This window comes from Microbacterium meiriae (assembly GCF_025143875.1).
GTDB classification, from domain to species: Bacteria; Actinomycetota; Actinomycetes; order Actinomycetales; family Microbacteriaceae; genus Microbacterium; species Microbacterium meiriae.
Window position 1 is genome coordinate 41,983 of the sequence record NZ_JAMBDU010000017.1, and the last position, 18,391, is coordinate 60,373.

The following is an 18,391-nucleotide window of genomic DNA, read 5'->3' on the forward strand; positions in this document are numbered from 1 at the left end:
GTTGCTGAGTTATCTTGCACAGTGCTGTGCATGTTATTACCATGGAGGGATGACCACTCGCGCCCTCCGTCGCGACGCTGCAGAGAACCGCGCCGGCATCCTGTCCGCGGCTCGCAGCGCCCTTGCCTCCGACCCGCACGCCTCCCTCGACGCGATCGCCCGGACCGCCGGCCTGTCGCGCCGCACCCTCTACGGACACTTCGAGGACCGGGACACCCTGATCCGCGAACTCGTCTCCACCGGCGCCCAGCGCTTCAATGCCATCGCCGCCTCCATCGACGACCCCGACGCCCGCCTCGCCCTCGCCCGACTGGCCGCCCGGCTCTGGGAGGAGGCGGCGCACATCCAGGTCGCCGCCGCGCTCGCCCTCGACGAGGCGCACGTCGAGCACACCGCCGCTGCCCTCGCGCCGTTGCGCCGGAGCGTCGCCGCCCTCGTGCGGAGGGGACAGGAGGACGGCAGCTTCCGCACGGATCTCGCCGCCCCCACGCTCGCCCGACTGATCGAGGAAATGGCGCGCACGGTCGTCTCCCGCACCGACGCGCAGAGCAGTGGCGCCGGAGACGTCGCCGTCCGGGCCGTGCTCAGCATCGCGGGACTCTCCTGGCGCGAGGCGGACGAGCTGCTCTCCTCTCACCCGGACATCACCGCCGACGACCAGGAGGTCCGCGCATGAGGATCACACTGCACGATGTCAGCAAGGGTCGCGCCGGACAGGCCCTTCCCTCCATGAGCCTCGAGTTCCACTCGGGCGCGGTCCGCTACGCGCTCGCGGAGACCGAGCAGCGGCCGACCGTGCTCGGCCTCATCGCGAGCGGGCGGATGCGCCCGGACACGGGCCGCGTCACCATCGATGCGGCGGCGAGCCCGAAGGAACTGCGTCGCCGGGTCGCCCTCGTCGACGCCCCGGACGTCAGCGACCCGCATCCGGACATCACCCTCGCCGGGGTGGTCGGTGAGGAGTTGATGTTCGCCGGGCGCGGTGCGACCCCGCTCCACGCCCGACGCTGGCTCGGCCGGGTGGGATACCAGGAGCTCGCCTCCGTCCCCATCGGCTCGGTCGACCCGGCCGCCCGCGTGCGCATCCTGTGCGAGCTCGCCGTGCTCCGCGAGGGCGTCGAGGGCATCGTCCTCGTCGCCCCGGATCGCCACGGCGGCAGCCCGGACGGATGGTGGCGCATCGCGGCCGAGTTCGCGGACCGCGGGTACGCGATGCTCGTGATCGTCGGCGGTTCCGCCGCCGTCGCCCTCGAGCGCATGCACGAGTTCGACGCGATCAACGCGTCCGGTCCCGTCGAGCCGCTGGTCCTCGAGCGTCCCGACGACGGGGCCGTGACCGACGACGACCCGCTGACCGAGGACGAAGTACCGTCCGAGGACGACGCCCCGTCCGACGAGGAAGGAGAAGCGCGATGAAGGTCCCCGCCATGATCGCCGCCGAACTCCGCCGCCTGACCGCGAGCCGGATGGGCATCCTCGCCCTCGTGGCCCTCATCTGCGTGCCGATCCTCTACGGCGGCCTCTACCTCTGGGCGAACCAGGATCCGTACGCGAAGTTCTCCGAGGTCCCCGTGGCCCTGGTGGTCGACGACGAGGGCGCTCCCGCCCCCACGACCGGCACCGAACCGGCGAGCGACGAGACGGTCAACTACGGGGAGGACGTGGCGGAGAACCTGATCGAGGGGAACGCGTTCGACTGGCAGCGCATGACCGAGGACGAAGCCGCCGACGCCCTGCGCCACGGCGCGGTCGACTTCACCGTGACGATCCCGGCCGACTTCTCCACCGCCCTCACCTCCGCGGCGGGCGACGACCCGCACCAGGCCAGGATCGAGCTGGAGACCAACGACGCGAACAACTACCTCGCGTCGTCGATGGGATCGCAGGCCGTCGAGAAGATCCGCAGCTCCGTCGCCGAGATGGTCGGCAGCGAGGCCGCGGAGCGACTGCTGACCGGCCTCAGCGACGTGCGCGACAACCTGGTCTCCGCGACCGACGGCGCCACGCAGCTCGTCGACGGCGCGCGCAGCGCCGCCTCCGGGAGTACGACGCTCGCCGACGTGACGGCGAAGCTCGCCGACGGCTCCGCGCAGCTCGCCTCCGGGGCCCGGACGCTCGCCGACGGCGCGCAGCAGGTGAGCGCGGGCAACCGCCAGCTCGCCGACGTCGCCGACCGGGCCGGAGCCGCGGTGCAGGAGGCGACGGACGCGCTGCCGCAGGTGCGCTCGGACATCGCCGACCTCCTGACGGAGCAGGGACTCGCGCCCGAGGAGATCGACGAGGTGCTCGCCCGCCTGGATCCGCTCGGAACCCGGATCGAGGAGGGCAACGCGCAGGTGCAGGACGCCGTCGGCAAGGTCGACCAGCTCGCCGCCGGTTCCGCCTCGCTGGCATCGGGGGCGAGCGAGCTCGCCGGCGGCGCCGGCACCCTCGCGACGGGCGCGGCCGCGGCGAACTCGGGCGCGGCCCAGCTCCGCGATGGCCTGAAGACACTGTCCTCCGGGACCGCGGAGCTGCGGGACGGGCTCGCCGACGGTGTGCAGGCGATCCCCGCCTCCACCCCCGACCTGCGCTCCCTGCAGGCCGACACGATCGCGGACCCGGTGAAGGTCTCCAGCGACAAGGTCGCCTCCGCGGAGGACTACGGCGCCGGCCTCGCCCCGTTCTTCGCCGCCCTCTCCGCGTGGATCGGCATCTACGCGCTGTTCCTCATCGTGAAGCCGATCTCCCGCCGGGCCGTCACGGCGCTGCACTCCCCGATCCGGATCACGCTCGCGGGCTGGCTGACGCCGGCGATGCTCGGTGCGGTGCAGATGCTCGGCCTCATGGGGATCCTGGCACTCACGCTCGGCTTCACGTTCGATCATCCGCTCGGCACGCTCGGGGTGATGATGTTCGCCTCGGCCACGTTCGCCGCGATCATCCTCGCCCTCAACGTCTGGCTCGGGTCCGTGGGGCAGTTCCTCGGCCTCGTGCTCATGGTGCTCCAGCTCGTCACAGCGGGCGGGACGTTCCCCTGGCAGACACTGCCCGCTCCCCTCGCCGCGCTGCACCACGTGCTGCCCCTCGGCTACGTCGTCGATGCCATGCGCCAGCTCATGTACGGCGGGGACTACGCGAGAGCCGGCTGGGACCTGGCTGTGCTGGGCGCCTGGCTCGTCGGGGCCCTGCTGCTGGCGATGATCGGTGTCACCCGCATGACGCACCGCCGCACGCTGCGCGATCTGCAGCCCAGCCTCATCGGCTGACCCTCCCGCTCGCCGCGGACCATCCCGCGGCGAGCGCGGGGCGGCTATGATGCGAGAGCGCGTACCCGTGAAACGCGCACTGGGGCTCGGTGGGACTGAGTCTCACCTGGCTACCCGAAAGAGTTCTCGACGATGATGACCGATTCGACGGCGTCCGCCGTTTCCCCGCGCCCCTCTCTCGGCGCTCGCATCGGACGCATCGCGTTCCTCGTGGTCGCCGCCCTCGTGGTGGTGGCCGTCGCGGGCGCGTTCTTCGTGACCTGGACGATCCAGCGCTCCTTCCCGCAGACCTCCGGCTCGACGACGCTCGAGGGGCTGAAAGCGGAGGTCACCGTGCAGCGCGACGCCAGCGGGGTGCCCACGATCACCGCCGACTCCTCGGACGACCTCTTCTTCGCCGAAGGCTTCGTGCACGCGCAGGACCGGTTCTTCGAGATGGACTTCCGCCGGCACGTCACCTCCGGCCGAGTCGCCGAGCTGTTCGGCGCCTCCCAGGCCGGCACCGACGCGTTCCTGCGCACGCTGGGCTGGCGCACGACCGCCGAGGCCGAGGTCGAGGCGATGGACGACGTCACCCGCGGCTACTACGAGGCCTACGCGGACGGCGTCAACGCCTACCTGTCCTCCCGCTCGGGCGCAGAGCTCTCCCTCGAGTACGCGGTCCTCGGACTGCAGAACCCCGACTACGAGCCGGAGCCGTGGGAACCCGCGGACTCGGTGGCGTGGCTGAAGGCGATGGCCTGGGACCTCCGCACCAACGTCGAGGACGAGACCGAGCGGGCACTCCTCGCGGGGCAGCTCGCCGAGGACCCGCAGGTCGATGTGGAGGCTCTGCTCGGCACGCTCTATCCGGACTACCCGTTCGACCGGAACCCCGTGATCGTGCCCACCATCTCCACGGTCCCGCCGCTGGAGACCGGCGCCGAGCCCGCCGCCTTCACCGTGCCCGAGGGCGACGGCGAGGCACAGCAGGCGCTCACGACAGTGGAGTGGGAGGAGACCTCGTCCGTCATCGAGGCGGCGAGCGTGCTCGTCGGCGACGTCGGCGAGGGGATCGGCTCCAACTCCTGGGTCGTCTCCGGCGACCTCACCGCATCCGGGATGCCGCTGCTGGCCAACGACCCGCACCTCGGCGCCTCGCTCCCGTCGGTCTGGTACCAGGTGCAGCTGAAGTGCTCGACGGTGGACGAGGACTGCCCGTTCGACGTCGGCGGGTTCTCCTTCTCGGGGCTTCCGGGCATCGTCATCGGACACAACCAGCGCGTGGCGTGGGGCTTCACGAACCTCACCACCGACGTCACCGACCTGTACGTCGAGCGCATCGAGGGCGACTCCTACTGGCGCGACGGCGAGCTCGTGCCGCTGGAGGAGAGCACGGAGACCATCGAGGTCGCCGGCGGGGACGACATCGAGCTCACCATCCGCTCCACCGTGCACGGACCGATCATCTCCGGCCTCACGGATGACTTCACCGGCATCGCGGACGACCCGACGCCAGGGCTCACCGCGGAGGGCGCCGTTCCGGCCGCTCCCGGCTCGGATGCCGCCGAGTACGCGGTGAGCCTGCGGTGGACGGCGCTCGACCCCGGCACCACCGCGACGGCGATCTTCGCGCTGTCGACCGCCCAGGACTTCGAGGACTTCCGCCGCGCGGCCTCCCTGTTCGACGTCCCGGCGCAGAACCTCATCTACGCCGACGTCGACGGCAACATCGGCTACCAGACCCCCGGCCGGCTCCCGATCCGCGGTGCCGGCGACGGCTGGATGCCGCAGCCCGGGTGGGACAGCAGCTACGACTGGACCGGGTACATCCCGTTCGAGGAGCTGCCGGTGTCGTACAACCCCAGCTCCGGATACATCGTCACGGCCAACAACGCCATCGTGACCGACGACTACGAGCACTTCCTCTCCCGAGACTGGGACCAGGGATACCGCGCCGCCCGCATCGCCCACCTCATCGAGCGCCGGGCCGCGGCCGGGCCCCTGACGGCCGACGACATGCGGGACATCCAGATGGACGGCGAGATGTGGATCGGCACGCAGCTCGTCGCCGCGATGAAGGACATCGAGGTCGAGGGAGCCGGTCCGCAACAGGCCGTCGAGCTGCTCCGCGGCTGGGACGCGCAGAACAGCGCCTCGTCGGCGGGCGCCGCGTACGCGAACGTGCTCTGGTCGAACCTCGTGCAGAACATCTTCGCCGAGCGCGAGCAGCCGCTGCCGATCGACGGTCAGGGCCGGCTGTTCACCGTCGTCGGAGCGATGCTGGAGAACCCGGCGGACCCGCTGTGGAGCAACCCCCAGCTCGATGTCGAGGGCCGGGACGAGATGCTCGCACTGTCGGCCGAAGAGGCGTACGACGAGCTGTCCGCGCTTCAGGGCACGGACGTCGCGCGGTGGAACTGGGGCGATCTGCATGCCCTCACCCTCACGAGCGACACGTTCGGCTCGTCAGGCATCGCCCCGATCGAGGCCCTCTTCAACCGTGGTCCGTATCCGGTCGGCGGCGGCGCCTCCGTGGTCGATGCGACCGGGTGGCAGCTCGGCGTCTCGTACGCCACAACCACCGTGCCCTCCATGCGGATGGTCGTCGATCTCGCCGACTTCGACGACTCGACGTGGATCCACCTCACCGGAGCCTCAGGGCACGCCTTCCACGAGCACTACGTCGATCAGACCACGGACTGGTCGACGGGGGTGCAGCGGTCGTGGGCGTTCACACCGAAGGCCGTCAAGGCGGCAGCGGTCGACACCCTGACGCTCACGCCCGCCGGCTGAGAGGAGCGTGGAGGGTGCTCGGCTAGCGTGGACAGGTGCCCACCAGCTACCTCGCCCCGAAGGGGACGCCGGCCACCCTCCTGGAGTTCGAGCACGGAGGCGCGACCCTGATCGCCGAGACCTTCGGCGACGGACCGCCCACCTACCTCCTGCTGCACGGCATCGGCATGGGGCGCAGCGTCTACCTCGACCTCACCCAGCGGCTGCAGGGGCGGGTGATCGCGCTCGACCTCCCCGGCTTCGGTGAGGCGCCCGAGCCCACACGCACCCTGACCATGCAGCGGCACGCCGACCTGGTGGCCGCCTACCTCCGGCACGTCGACGCGGATCCGGTGGTGGTGATCGGGCACTCGATGGGGAGTCAGATCGCCGCGGAGCTCGCCGCCCGGCATCCCACCCTCGTCGCCGGAGTCGTGCTGGCGGGTCCGACCGTCGACAAGGCCGCCCGGAACGTGGGCGCCCAGGCGCGATACCTGCTGCAGGACCTCGTGGGCGAACGACCGCTCGTCATCTGGCGCGGTGCCCGGGAGTACCTTCGCGGCGGCCCGCATCTGATCCGCAAGATGCGCGCGACCATCGTGCACAAGCCCGAGAAGGCCTTCGTGCGCATCCAGCGCCCGGTGCTGGTGCTGCGCGGGGAGGACGACCCGCTGGCGCCGATGAGCTGGTGCCAGGTCATCCTCGACGCGATCCCCGGCGCGGAGCTCGCCGTCATCCCCGACCACGGCCACGGCACCCTCATCAGCGACTCGGAGCCCGCCGCCCGCCTGATCGAGGCCTTCGCCGCCCGCACCTGACCCTTCGAATCGCTGCCCGCGCCCCTCGGGTCGACCGTTCATAACTCAGGAGATCGCGGCGCGTTGGGGCGGTTCGGCGGCCGAGGCAGGCTGCGGCTGCCCTTTCTCCTGAGTTGTGAACGGCGCGCGCCGACGAGCCGGGGCCCGAGCGCCTCGATAACCTCCCGCAGCGCCTCTCGCGTGCCTGCGGGGTCGGAGAAGATGTCAGCGGCGAGCGGCCGGATCGTGACATAGCCGAGACGAGCGGCCGCCATGTCCCGCGCACGATCCCGTTGCTGCTTCGCCCAACCCTCGTGAAAAGCGCGGCTGTCGCACTCGACGATCAGCCATCCATCGACGACGAAGTCGACTCGACCCACGCCGGGGATGTGGACCTGTGTCTCGAATGAGGCACCGAGCGACCGGAGGAGGAGCCGCACGAAGGTCTCCGGCCCCGACTCGGATGACGCGTCGGCCAGGGCGAGCACCGCGCCGAACCGCGGCGGCAGCCGAGCGAAGATCGCGCGCAGTTCGTCCATCGTGATGAGGCGCTGATGAAGGAGGCTGTCCAGGGTGGCCACCGACGCCCGAGGCGACTGGCATCGGACGGCATGCCGTACGGCCGCATCCAGGGACGTGACGTGCAGCGTACTCGCTGCACCGTCCTCTGCCCAGTGCACCCTGTGAGCCTCCGCGTCTCGACGCCCCAACCGCGAGCGATGGGGCTCGACCTGCACGTGCACACCGTGGGCCGCGAGCACGAACACCCCGAGCATCTGGAGAAGGGAGACGCAGGTGACGCGACCTCCGATCCGCACGGCCTCCGCGACGACAGGATCCACATCCGGGCGGGCGTATCGGTCCCGGCGCAGTCGCAGAAGCCGCCCGCTCCGCACCAGGGCGGTTAGCTCGCGCCCCCTCAGCCCCGCGGAGCGAAGATCCGCTCGACTGAACACCGTGGAGTCGAAGACCTCTGCTGCGCGCTGGGGTCCGGAGTGGGCGATCACATCCCGGAGGATGCCCGGCGCGACACGGCGGGACGGGGAATGAGACCGGATGTGGAGTGGCCGCTCCGGATCGCGAGGCGGTGGAGGAGAAGTGGGGGCCGCGCACGGCGTTCACAATTCAGGAGAATCCGTCCCCCATCCGACCTGAGCGCACGCGCGGCCCGATGACGCCGCGGATCTCCTGAGTTGTGAACCGACGGCGGGCGGAACCGGCTACGTCGGCGGCGAGGCGGTCAGCCAGCGGCGGGAGGGGTCTGCTTCGACTCGGCGAGCTCGTCGACGACGAGCCCCCGCTGCTCGATCGTGCCGTTGCGGTAGGCCTGGCGACCGACCATGTGCGCGGACAGGGGGGCGGTCGCGAACTGCATGAGTACCACGGGCGCCACGAGCACGAGACCGAACAGCACGCCGCCGATCGACCGCTGCGACAGAGCGATCGCGACGCAGATCAGCAGCAGCCCGAGCACCTGGGGCTTCGTCGCGGCGTGCAGTCGCGTCGGCACATCGCGGAAGTGCAGGAGCCCCACGGAGGCGGAGAGGCAGAGGATCGCCCCGAGCAGGATGAGGACGAGCACCGCCACATCGACGACGGCATCCGGGATCATCAGACCGAACACGTTCATGGTGTCGTGTTGTCCCTTCTCGCGACGAACCGGGCGACCGCGATCGACCCGAACACGCCGACCGCCGCGATGATGAGGAGCACGGGGATATTGCGGGTGTGGCCGTTGATGGCCATCTCGGCGCCGAGCACGCACATGACCTCGGTCAGCAGCACGTCGGCAGCGACGGCGCGGTCGAGGATCGAGGGGCCGCGGACGATGCGAATCACGGCGAGGATCGCAGCCACGGCGAACACGGCGAGGATGATGAGGAGCAGGGTGTTCATCGGGCACCGCCGATCGTCGCGGGGTCGATGCGGCCGGCGCGCTCGTCGGCCTTGAGCGCACGGTACTGGGTCGGGTTGCCGAGCGCCCGGACGATCCGCTTCTCCCAGCCGAGGACGCCCTGCCGCTGCTTCTCGACGTCCTCCTTGCTGCGCACGCCGATCACGTGCAGATAGAGGATCCCGCGGTCGCGGTCGGCCTCGACGACGAGGGAGCCCGGGATGAGCGACGACACGACGGCGACGTGGGTCATGACGAGGTCGTCGGCGTAGCGGAGGGGCACCGCGACGATGGCGGTACCCGGCTGGCGGCGGAAGTCGAACACCTGCGCCGTCACGGAGAGCGCGCCGCGGAGGATCGCGAACAGGAACTGCACGACGAACAGGGCCCCGTACCAGAGGTTGACGCGCCCCGAGAGCTCGACCGTGGGGAGGCGGAACACCCGCGTCACGAAGATCGCCACCACGAGTCCCGTGAGGAAGGACAGCACCGTGAACTGGGCCCACAGCAGCATCCACAGCACGATCAGCCAGGCGAGGAACGGCAGCTGCATGCCGATGTCCCGCCAGACGCGCTTGGTCTCGGGCCTCATCCCTCCACCTCGTCTTCCAGCTGTACGAGGTTGACCGGCTGCAACAGGCCCGCCCCGATACGGTCGCACAGAGCGTACAGCGGTCCGGCGAAGATCGTCAGGGCCAGTGTGACGGTGACCATGCCGGCGGTGGCCATGGTCATGATCCTCGGAATGTGCCGGCGCTCCTGCTGCTCATCCGCGGCGGGGGCTCCGGTGAGGTAGGAGATGCGGCCCTCGGTCTCGGTCGAGTCCTCCTCCTCGCGCCAGAAGGCGAGGTTCCAGGCGCGCATGAGCGCATACAGGGTGAGCAGCGAGGTGATGATGCCGCCGAAGATGAGCACGATCATCAGCGGCGTGCCCACGGAGGCCGCGGCCTCGAACAGGGCGAACTTGCCGATGAACCCGGAGAACGGCGGCAGACCGCCCAGGTTGATGGCGGGGATGAAGTACAGCAGCGCGATGACGGGGGCGATCTTCAGCAGGCCCTTGACCCGCAGGATCGACGTGCTGCCCGCCCGACGTTCGATGAGTCCCACCGCGAGGAACAGGGTGGTCTGCACGACGATGTGGTGGACGATGTAGTACACGGTCGCGCCGATGGCTGCCGGGGTCGCGATCGCCAGACCGAAGATCATGTAGCCGACGTGGCTGACGAGCGTGAACGACAGGATCCGCTTGAGCTCGGCCTGCGCGACGGCGCCGAGGACACCGACGACCATGGTCGCCAGCGCGATGATGAGCAGCAGGGTGTCGATGCTGTTCGAGGCGAACAACTGCGTCTCGGTCCGGATCAGCGCGTACACGCCGACCTTGGTCAGCAGGCCGGCGAACACGGCGGTGACCGGCGCGGGGGCCGTCGGGTAGGAGTCGGGCAGCCAGAACGACACGGGGAAGATCGCGGCCTTGATCCCGAAGGCGACCACGAGCATGAGGTGCAGGACGAGCTGCGTGTCCTGTGGGAGCTCCGACATGCGCTCGGCGATCTGGGCCATGTTCACCGTGCCGAGGGCACCGTAGATCATCGCGATCGACGCGAGGAACAGGATCGACGACACGAGCGAGACGACGATGTAGACCGCCCCGGTGCGGATACGGGACTCGGTGCCGCCCAGGGTGATGAGCACGTACGAGGCGACCAGGAGGATCTCGAACCCGACGTACAGGTTGAACAGGTCGCCGGCGATGAAGGCGTTGAAGATGCCGGCGGCGAGGATCAGGTACGAGGGGTTGAAGATCGAGATCGGGGTCTCGTCCGCCCCGTCGGCCACACCCTGGCCGATGGAGAAGAGGAGGACCGCGAGCAGCACGATGCTGGAGACGAGCACCAGCAGGGCGGCGAGGCGGTCGACGTAGAGGACGATGCCGAAGGGCACCGGCCACCCGCCCACGGAGACCGCGAGCGGGGAGCCTGCGTCGACGACGACGAGCAGCACGGCCGCGATGACGGACACGACCGCGAGCGTGGCGACGGTGACGAACACCTGCAGGCGCGCGTTGCGACCGAAGACGAGGGTGATCGCGGCGCCGAGGAGCGGCAGGGCGACGAGGAGGGGGACGAGCGTGGTCATGGCCTGCCCTCCCCGTCTGTCGTGTCGTCGTCCCGGTCCGCGTCGGCCTCGTCCGCGCCGTCGGGTTCCGGCTCCGGCTCGGGCACGTACGGCGCGTCGTACGGCGCGTCATCGTGGATCGCCGGGTTGTCGCGCATGTGCAGGACGGTGATGGGCGCGGTCTGCACGCCCACGAAGTCGGTCGTGGCGTCGTCGTCGTCCGTCTCGGACTCGTCGTCCATGAGGTCTTCGTCTTCGTCGGTGCGCTCCCGCAGCGCGATGTCGGCCTCGTCGTCCTCGACCGTGTCCGCCTGACCGAGCTGCCAGGAGCGGTAGATGAGCGCCAGCAGGAAGGCCGAGACGGCGAACGTGATGACGATCGCGGTGAGCGTCAGCGCCTGGGGCAGCGGGTCGCTCAGGTCGCCCTCCGTGCCGAAGAACGGCGCGTTCCCCGGTACGCCCATGACGATGAGCAGGAGCAGGTTCGTGGCGTTCCCGAGCAGGAGGAAGCCGATGAGGACGCGGGTGAGGCTGCGCTCCAGCATCGCGTAGACGCCGCAGGCGAAGAGCACGGCCATGATCGCGATGAGGGCGAGCGAGACGTCCATCAGCCGTTCCCCCCGGTCCTCGAGGAGAAGTCGACGGCGGTGCTCTCACCGGGGCGGAGCGCCGCCTGCCGGTCGACCTCGGCGCCGAGGCTGCGGAGCACGTCGAGGACGAGTCCGATCACGACGAGGTAGACGCCGATGTCGAAGATGGTCGAGGTGACGAACTCCATGTGTCCGATACCGGAGATCTCCCACTCCCAGAAGGTGCTGGTGAGCGGCGCCATGCCGAAGAACAGCGGCACGACGGCGGTGCCCACGGCGAGGATGAGGCCCGCGCCGAGGAGTCTTCCGGCATCGGTCGGCGCGGCGGCGCCCAGCTCCCAGCGGCCTCCCGCGATGTAGCGCATCACGAGGGCCATGCCCGCGACGAGCCCGCCCGCGAAGCCGCCGCCGGGGAGGTTGTGCCCGGCGAAGAGCAGGAAGATCGACACGACGATGATCGTGTGGAACAGGATCCGGACGATCACCTCGAGCAGGATCGACCGGTTCTCCGGCTTCATCTTCTGGCCGCCCACGAGCCAGGCGCGCGGTGCCGAGCGGTTCTCCGCGGTCTGGAAGCGCACGCCGTCCGTGGTCTCCACCAGCGGCCGGCTCCGAGCCGACTTCCGCACCGAGCGGGGCAGGGTCTTCGTGGCGGCGAGCAGGTCGGCGCGGTGGGTCACGAAAACGAGAGAGGCGACACCGGTCGCGGCGAGCACGAGCACGGACAGCTCGCCCATCGTGTCCCAACCGCGGAGGTCGACCAGCGCCACGTTCACGACGTTCTTGCCGTGGCCGATCTCGTACGCGATCTCCGGGAAGATCGCCGAGATGGGGTCGGCCACGCGGGACTGGGTCGCGACGACGGCGACGAAGGCCATGGTCAGGCCGACGCCGATCCCGAGCAGGGCGCGCGGGAGGCGGCTGACGGAGGCGTTGTGCTCGCCCATCCGCGCAGGAAGGCGGCGCAGCACCAGGGCGAAGGTCACCATGGTCACCGTCTCGACGAGGATCTGGGTGAGCGCGAGGTCCGGTGCTCCGCTGGTCGCGAAGAGGACGACCATGCCCAGGCCCGTGACGGAGGCGAGCACGACGCCGGTGTAGCGCTTGCGGGCCCGCACGGCCACGACGCCGGCGACGGCCATGATCGGGGCCACGGCGAGCTGAGCCGGCGTGTGCCAGAGCGAGAGCTGATAGCGGTCGATGTCGCTCGCCACCAGCGCGGTGACCTCGGCGGCGACGAAGACGACGAAGATCGTCCCCACGTAGACGGGCAGCGAACCCCGCTGGGTGAGCGTGGTGCTCAGCACCGAGAGCCGGTCGATGCCGCGCATCACCACGTAGTAGGCGTCGGCGGCCGTGAACGGCAGCAGTCGCGGACGACGGTCCCACCCGGTCCGGCGGGTGAGGAGGAAGAGGCCGATGCCGAGCAGGATCGACAGGATCGAGATGCCGAGAGCGGGTTCGAGGCCGTGCCAGAGCGCGAGGTGTCCCGGGCCCTCGACGGCCGCGCCCTCGTGGTCGAGTCCGGGGGTGGCGGTCAGCGCATAGGGCTGCAGGGCGACGTCGAGGGCCGGGGCGCCGATGCCCGCGGCGAGCGTCACCCCGGCGAGGATGATCGGTGCCGAGAGGAAGCCGACCGGCGGATCGGGCCAGACCGTGTCGGGCTGCCGCTGTCCGTCGGCGTCGCGCTTGGTCCAGAACGCGCCCCAGAGGAAGCGGACACCATATGCCGCGGTGAGCATGGATCCGAGCGCGACGCCGATCAGGGCGACCAGACCCCACACGGAGCCGCCCAGCGCATCATCCAGCAGCGCCGTGAGCGTCGACTCCTTCGCCACGAATCCGATGGTCGGAGCCACCCCGGCCATCGAGGCCACGGCGATGAACGCGGCCGTGGCCATGACCGGCGCCTGCCGGCCGACGCCGGAGAGTTCGGTCACGTCACGGGTGGAGAGCTGGCGGTCGATGACGCCGACGATGAGGAACAGCGCCGACTTGAACAGCGCGTGCCCGATCACCAGCGCGATGCCGGCGAGGGCGGCCGCCTGCGTGCCGTAGCCGACGACGACCGCGAAGAAACCGAGCTGGCTCACCGTGCCGAACGCGAGCACACGCTTGAGGTCGGTCTCCCGCAGCGCCTGGATGCCCCCGAGGAGCATCGTGAGGATGCCGAGGGTGAGCACGATCGGCCGCCACGTCGGGCTGAACGCGAAGATGGGTGCGAAGCGGGCGATGAGGTAGATGCCGGCCTTCACCATGGCCGCGGCGTGCAGGTAGGCGCTGACCGGCGTCGGGGCCGCCATGGCGCCCGGGAGCCAGAAGTGGAAGGGGAAGAGCGCCGATTTGCTGATGGCGCCGATCAGGAGCATGACGATCGCCGCATCGACGATCGGACCGGTCGGCGCGATCGCGAGGATCTCCCGGATGCTCGATGTCCCCGCGTCGACGACGAGGAGCACGACGCCGACGAACATGACGAGTCCGCCGAGCGTGGTCACCAGGAGCGCCTGGAGCGCGGCACGTCGGCTGGCGGCGCGGCGTCGGTAGTGGCCGATGAGGAGGTAGGAGAGGATGCTCGTGGCCTCCCAGAACATCACGAGCATCACGAGGTCGTCGGTGAGGACGAGACCGTACATCGCGCCGGCGAAGGCGAGGAGCACGCCCGCGAACTGCCCGATCCCGGCCGCCTCGTCGTGGAAGTACCAGCGGCAGTAGAGCAGCACGAGCGCGCCGACGCCGGTGACGATGAGCGTGAGCACCCACCCGAGGACGTCCATGTTCATGGACAGGTTCAGCCCGAGCTGCGGGATCCACGGCACCGAGACGAACGGGACCGGGCCGTCGAGCACCTGCGGCGTGAGCACGAGGGCATGCACGAACGCGGCGGCCGGGACGAGGGCGGCGACGGCGAAAGCCTGAGCTCCCAACCAGCGCACCAGAACGGGCATCAAGAGCGACCCGAGAAGGAACACTGCGAGGAGCATCAGCATATACGCGGCTCCTCGGGGCTCGTCGGCCGTACGGCGCAGGCGGGCGGTGTCCGTCCAGTTTACCGGGCCGAGGCGCCTGTCGGCTCCGCGAGCTTCGAGATCGCGTGTCAGAGTGGTCGTATGCGGCGGGTCCGGGGGCGGGAGCTGGCGGGGTGGGCGGCCGCGCTGGGACTCGCGCTGATCGTCGTCGGATACCTGGCGTCGTCACCCCGGTCGACGCTGATGTTCGACGACGGGGACTCGCTGATCGTGGCTCTGGTCGCCCGATCGATCCTGGACGGCGGCGGGGGCGACTGGGCGATGTCCAGTGTGCTCTTCCTTCCTGAGATCGCGGTGTTCACGGCCCTCGACGCCGTGCTGCCCTTCGACGTGGACGGCGTGCTGGCGGCCAACGCGGTGGTGAACGTGCTCGCGCTCTACGGGGCGATCCGCCTCGCCGCCGGTCGGCGCGTCGAGGGTCGGGCACCGGTCGCCTGGTCGGTCGCGGCCCTCGCGACGTTCTGTCTCCTCATCCTCACCGAGTCGTCGACGTCGCGCGACGCGCTCGAGCTCGCGTCGCTGATGCTGACGACCACGTACTACTCGGCCACGGTCGTGGGCGTGCTCCTCGCCGTGGCTCTGTGTCGGCGCGTCGTCGACGACACCTCTGGAGGCGTGACGCCGGTGATCGCCCTCGGTGCGGTCGCGGCGGTCGCGACCATGAGCAATCCGCTGTTCGCCGCATGGGCCACGGTGCCGCTCTCCCTGATCCTCGGCGCTGTCTCCCTCGCTGCGCCCCCAGTCCGGCGTCACGCGCCGGCCCTGATCGGGGCCCTGGTCGGGGGCAGCGCTCTGGGCTTCCTCGGTCGCATTCCGTTCTCGGCATGGATCGCGAACTCCGGCGCGGGCTACGTGCAGCCCTCGGAGTGGGCCCACGCCGTCGAGTACTACGCGGGACTCGCGATCGAGCGCCTGTCCACCCCCGGCGGCGTGCTGGCCGCGGTCGTCATCCTGACGCTGACGGTGCTCGCGGTCGTGCGGACGGCGCACGCGTCGGACAGCGGCATCCGCCTCGTGGCGATGGCAGCCTGGGTCCTCCCGCTCTTCGTGATCGTCGGCGGCATCGCGGCGGGAACCCACGCGGCCCGGTACCTGCAGCCGCTCGTGTTCGCCCCGATCCTCGCCCTCGTCGCACTCCCGCGCGTCCGGATGCCGCGAGCCGCGGTGACTCGCGTCGTCCCCACCGTCGTCGCCATCGCCCTCCTCGTCGGCAGCGCGGCGGCCGTGCCGCGCATCGTGCAGGCGGCGAGCGCGCCCGACCGCGATCTCGCCTGCGTGACCGACTGGGTGGACGCGTCGGGGCGCACCGGTGCGGGACAGTTCTGGACGATCCGACTGCCCAAGCTGCACGCGTCGGATCCCGCCCGGCTCGTGCAGGTCGACCACGAGCTGCACGGCTACGCCTGGCTCGTCGATCGTCGGGACTTCGCCGTGGGTGCGGTGTCGTTCCTCGTCGAGGACACGCAGACCGTGCCGTGGAACCTGCGGACCACCGCGGAGCCCACCGCCCTCGTCGAGTGCGGGCGGTACCGCATCCTCGACTACGCGCCGGCGACGCTTCCCCTCGGGCCCGCGCGTTCGTGACCGGTGCGCGCTGTCAGCGCGAGGGGGGCGGTGCGGTCGTCGTGCCGGCGCGGAACACGCAGTGCAGGTCCTGGGTCACGCCCGGCTCCCCGCGCAGCATCCGGGCGACCTGCTCCCCGGCGGCCCTGCCCTTCTCCACCGCGGGCTGCACGCTCGTGGTGAGGGTGAGATCGCCGAGGCCGTCGAGCGGGATCCCGTCGAACCCGGCGACCGAGAGGTCTTCGGGGACACGGAGTCCGAGCTCCTCCGCGGCGCGGATCACACCGACGGCGAGCAGGTCACTCTGCGCGAGCACGGCGGTCGGCCGGGTGGCGGGATCGGCCAGCAGCATCCGCCCGACGAGGATGCCCTCGTCGATGAGGCTTCCGGAGGCCGAGATCGCCGGGGCGTCGGGGAAGATCTCACGCATCCCGGCGAGACGGTCGACCGTCACGTCGACGGTCGCGTTCGCCAACCGCTCCGGAGTGATGAGGGTGCGCTCGCGCTCCGCGTCCAGCGAGAGGGTGACGAGCGCGACGTCCTGATGACCGAGGTCGCGCACGTGACGGGCGATGTCCGCGGAGGCGGCGACGTTGTCCAGCGTGATGCGCGGCACATCGAGCCCCGCATCGCCCTCGATGACGACGACCGGGAGACCGCGTCCGAGCACGATCTCCAGGGACGCGCGGGTGCGCCCGGAGCATCCGATGAGCACCACGGCGTCGACGGGAGCGCTCGCTATGGCAGAGCCGTCCTCGCCCGGCTCGTCGCGCATGAGGAGGATCCCGGCGCTGAGGTCGGCCAGGCCGTCGGTGAGGCCGTCCATCATCGCGGTCGTGACCGGATCGAGGAACGCCGCGCGCAGATGTCCCTCCAGGACCACCGCCACGATGCCGCTGCGCCCCCGCCGGAGGGAGGCGGCGCGGGGATCGGGGCCGGTGTAGCCGAGGTCGGTCGCGGCGGCGAGCACCCGGTCCCTGGTGGCGGGTGCGACCTTGGCCTTGCCGCTGAAGACGACGGACGCGGTCGAGGTGGCGACCCCCGCCTCGCGAGCCACATCGGCGATCGTGGGCCGTCGCGGCGTCTCCCTGGTCATACTCCGAGGATAGCCCGGTTCCGTCACCGAAGGTCGAATCGATTCGATAGGCTGTCCGCCATGGACACCGCCCTCACCCGCTCGCAGTTCGTGCGCTGGCGCACCGCGATCTTCGCCATCTTCCTCGCCAGCGGCCTCTCGATCGCGACCTGGGCCTCCCGCGTGCCGGGGATCAAGGAGGCGCTCGACCTCGACAACGCGCAGGTCGGCCTCATCCTGCTCGGCATGGGCGTCGCGTCCATCCTCGGCATCTCCACCAGCCCCGCGGTGATGGCGCGGACCGGCGCGCGACGCGGCATGCTCCTGGCGATGCTCACGTTCGCGACCGGCATCGCGCTCGTCGGCCTCGGCGCCACCGTCTTCGGGTCGGTGCCTGTCGTGCTCATCGGCATGGTGCTCTTCGGTTTCGGCAACGGCTGCGTCGACGTGATGATGAACGTCGAGGCCACCGCCATCGAACAGCAGATGGGCCGCACCATCCTGCCGGTCTTCCACGCGTTCTTCAGCTTCGGCACCGTGCTCGGCGCCGGCATCGGCGCCCTCGCCGCGGCCCTCAAGGTCGACGTCGGCACGCACGCCGTCTCGATGGGCGTCCTCATCGCCGCGATCGCCGTCGTCTGCTTCTTCCAGGTGCCGGTGCGCGAGGCCGCGCTCGACCCCGAGGACCACGAGAAGCCCCCGTTCCGTCAGCGGATGCACACCGCCCTCGAGGCCTGGCGCGAACCCCGCACCTACCTGCTGGGAACCGTCATGCTCGGCATGTCCTTCGCGGAGGGCGGGGCCAACGACTGGATCGCCCTGGGCACCGAGCAGGGGCACGGGTTCGCGGAGGGCACGGGGGCCGTCGCCCTGGCGGTGTTCTCCGTCGGGATGACGGTGGTGCGCCTCTTCGGCGGACCGCTGGTCGACCGGTTCGGCCGGGTGCTGGTGCTGCGCATCCTGGCCGCGACGGCCGCCACCGGAATCCTGCTGTTCATCCTCGCGCCCACACTGCCGCTGGTCCTCGTCGGCGCAGCCCTGTGGGGCATCGGCGCGTCGCTCGGCTTCCCCCTCGGCATGTCGGCGGCGGCGGACGACCCGGCCAAGGCCGCCGCACGGGTGAGTGCGGCGGCGACGATCGGCTACGTGGCGTTCCTCGGCGGCCCTCCCGTGCTCGGCGTCATCAGCGAACACATCGGGCTGCTCAACACGCTCTTCATCCTCGTCGCGCTCGTGGTGCTCTCCGGCCTGTTCTCCGGCGCCGCCCGGCCGCTCCGCACGGAGGAGAAGGCTCCGGCGGTTCCGACCACCGAGCGCTGA

The 18,391-nt window shown here is 70.7% G+C and carries 15 protein-coding genes; 7 read left to right on the plus strand and 8 right to left on the minus strand.

The features are described 5' to 3' along the window. Positions 1-49 precede the first annotated feature (49 nt). From M4D53_RS11510 to M4D53_RS11530, 5 genes are all read left to right on the plus strand, one after another. On the plus strand, positions 50-676 hold the full coding sequence (locus M4D53_RS11510; RefSeq protein ID WP_187662845.1) for a TetR/AcrR family transcriptional regulator: 627 nt from the start codon (positions 50-52) through the stop codon (positions 674-676). Next, on the plus strand, positions 673-1,416 hold the full coding sequence (locus M4D53_RS11515) for a hypothetical protein (protein WP_259954127.1): 744 nt from the start codon (positions 673-675) through the stop codon (positions 1,414-1,416). The genes M4D53_RS11510 and M4D53_RS11515 overlap by 4 nt, the downstream gene beginning before the upstream one ends. After that, complete coding sequence (locus M4D53_RS11520) at positions 1,413-3,248, plus strand: YhgE/Pip family protein (RefSeq protein WP_259954128.1); 1,836 nt, start codon at positions 1,413-1,415, stop codon at positions 3,246-3,248. Before M4D53_RS11515 ends, M4D53_RS11520 begins: the two co-directional genes overlap by 4 nt. 135 nt (positions 3,249-3,383) lie before the next feature. Continuing rightward, positions 3,384-6,023: a penicillin acylase family protein gene (locus M4D53_RS11525; RefSeq protein WP_396817469.1), complete on the plus strand. Its 2,640-nt coding sequence runs from the start codon at positions 3,384-3,386 to the stop codon at positions 6,021-6,023. 35 nt (positions 6,024-6,058) lie between these two features. After that, complete coding sequence (locus M4D53_RS11530) at positions 6,059-6,820, plus strand: alpha/beta fold hydrolase (RefSeq protein ID WP_259954130.1); 762 nt, start codon at positions 6,059-6,061, stop codon at positions 6,818-6,820. Positions 6,821-6,858: 38 nt separating this feature from the next. Here M4D53_RS11530 and M4D53_RS11535 read toward each other — a convergent pair whose 3' ends face one another. The 7 genes from M4D53_RS11535 to M4D53_RS11565 all read right to left on the minus strand — a co-directional run bounded on the left by M4D53_RS11535 (position 6,859) and on the right by M4D53_RS11565 (position 14,394). Further along, positions 6,859-7,380, minus strand: a complete 522-nt coding sequence (locus tag M4D53_RS11535) for an endonuclease domain-containing protein (RefSeq protein ID WP_259954132.1) — start codon at positions 7,378-7,380, stop codon at positions 6,859-6,861. A 659-nt stretch (positions 7,381-8,039) separates the two neighbouring features. Further along, on the minus strand, positions 8,040-8,429 hold the full coding sequence (gene mnhG, locus M4D53_RS11540) for a monovalent cation/H(+) antiporter subunit G (protein ID WP_071328007.1): 390 nt from the start codon (positions 8,427-8,429) through the stop codon (positions 8,040-8,042). Then, positions 8,426-8,695: an MrpF/PhaF family protein gene (locus M4D53_RS11545; RefSeq protein WP_187662839.1), complete on the minus strand. Its 270-nt coding sequence runs from the start codon at positions 8,693-8,695 to the stop codon at positions 8,426-8,428. Before M4D53_RS11545 ends, mnhG begins: the two co-directional genes overlap by 4 nt. After that, positions 8,692-9,285: a Na+/H+ antiporter subunit E gene (locus tag M4D53_RS11550; RefSeq protein ID WP_259954135.1), complete on the minus strand. Its 594-nt coding sequence runs from the start codon at positions 9,283-9,285 to the stop codon at positions 8,692-8,694. Before M4D53_RS11550 ends, M4D53_RS11545 begins: the two co-directional genes overlap by 4 nt. Beyond that, a complete protein-coding gene (locus M4D53_RS11555) occupies positions 9,282-10,835 on the minus strand; it encodes a Na+/H+ antiporter subunit D (protein ID WP_259954137.1) in 1,554 nt (517 codons plus the stop codon). Before M4D53_RS11555 ends, M4D53_RS11550 begins: the two co-directional genes overlap by 4 nt. Continuing rightward, entirely contained in the window at positions 10,832-11,422 is a 591-nt protein-coding gene (locus M4D53_RS11560) for a Na(+)/H(+) antiporter subunit C (RefSeq protein WP_232089137.1), read from the minus strand. Before M4D53_RS11560 ends, M4D53_RS11555 begins: the two co-directional genes overlap by 4 nt. Beyond that, positions 11,422-14,394 carry a Na+/H+ antiporter subunit A gene (locus M4D53_RS11565; protein ID WP_259954139.1) on the minus strand — a complete coding sequence of 991 codons (2,973 nt, stop codon included), beginning with the start codon at positions 14,392-14,394 and terminating at the stop codon, positions 11,422-11,424. Before M4D53_RS11565 ends, M4D53_RS11560 begins: the two co-directional genes overlap by 1 nt. Before the next feature lie 120 nt (positions 14,395-14,514). On the opposite strand from M4D53_RS11565, the gene M4D53_RS11570 reads away from it, so the two are divergent. Next, the gene (locus M4D53_RS11570; RefSeq protein WP_259954140.1) at positions 14,515-16,017 is read left to right on the plus strand and encodes a hypothetical protein; all 1,503 of its coding nucleotides are present in this window, start codon (positions 14,515-14,517) and stop codon (positions 16,015-16,017) included. 13 nt (positions 16,018-16,030) lie between these two features. On the opposite strand, the gene M4D53_RS11575 is transcribed toward M4D53_RS11570, so the two are convergent. Then, positions 16,031-17,092 carry a LacI family DNA-binding transcriptional regulator gene (locus M4D53_RS11575; RefSeq protein WP_259954141.1) on the minus strand — a complete coding sequence of 354 codons (1,062 nt, stop codon included), beginning with the start codon at positions 17,090-17,092 and terminating at the stop codon, positions 16,031-16,033. Positions 17,093-17,152: 60 nt separating this feature from the next. On the opposite strand from M4D53_RS11575, the gene M4D53_RS11580 reads away from it, so the two are divergent. After that, entirely contained in the window at positions 17,153-18,391 is a 1,239-nt protein-coding gene (locus M4D53_RS11580) for an MFS transporter (protein WP_259954142.1), read from the plus strand.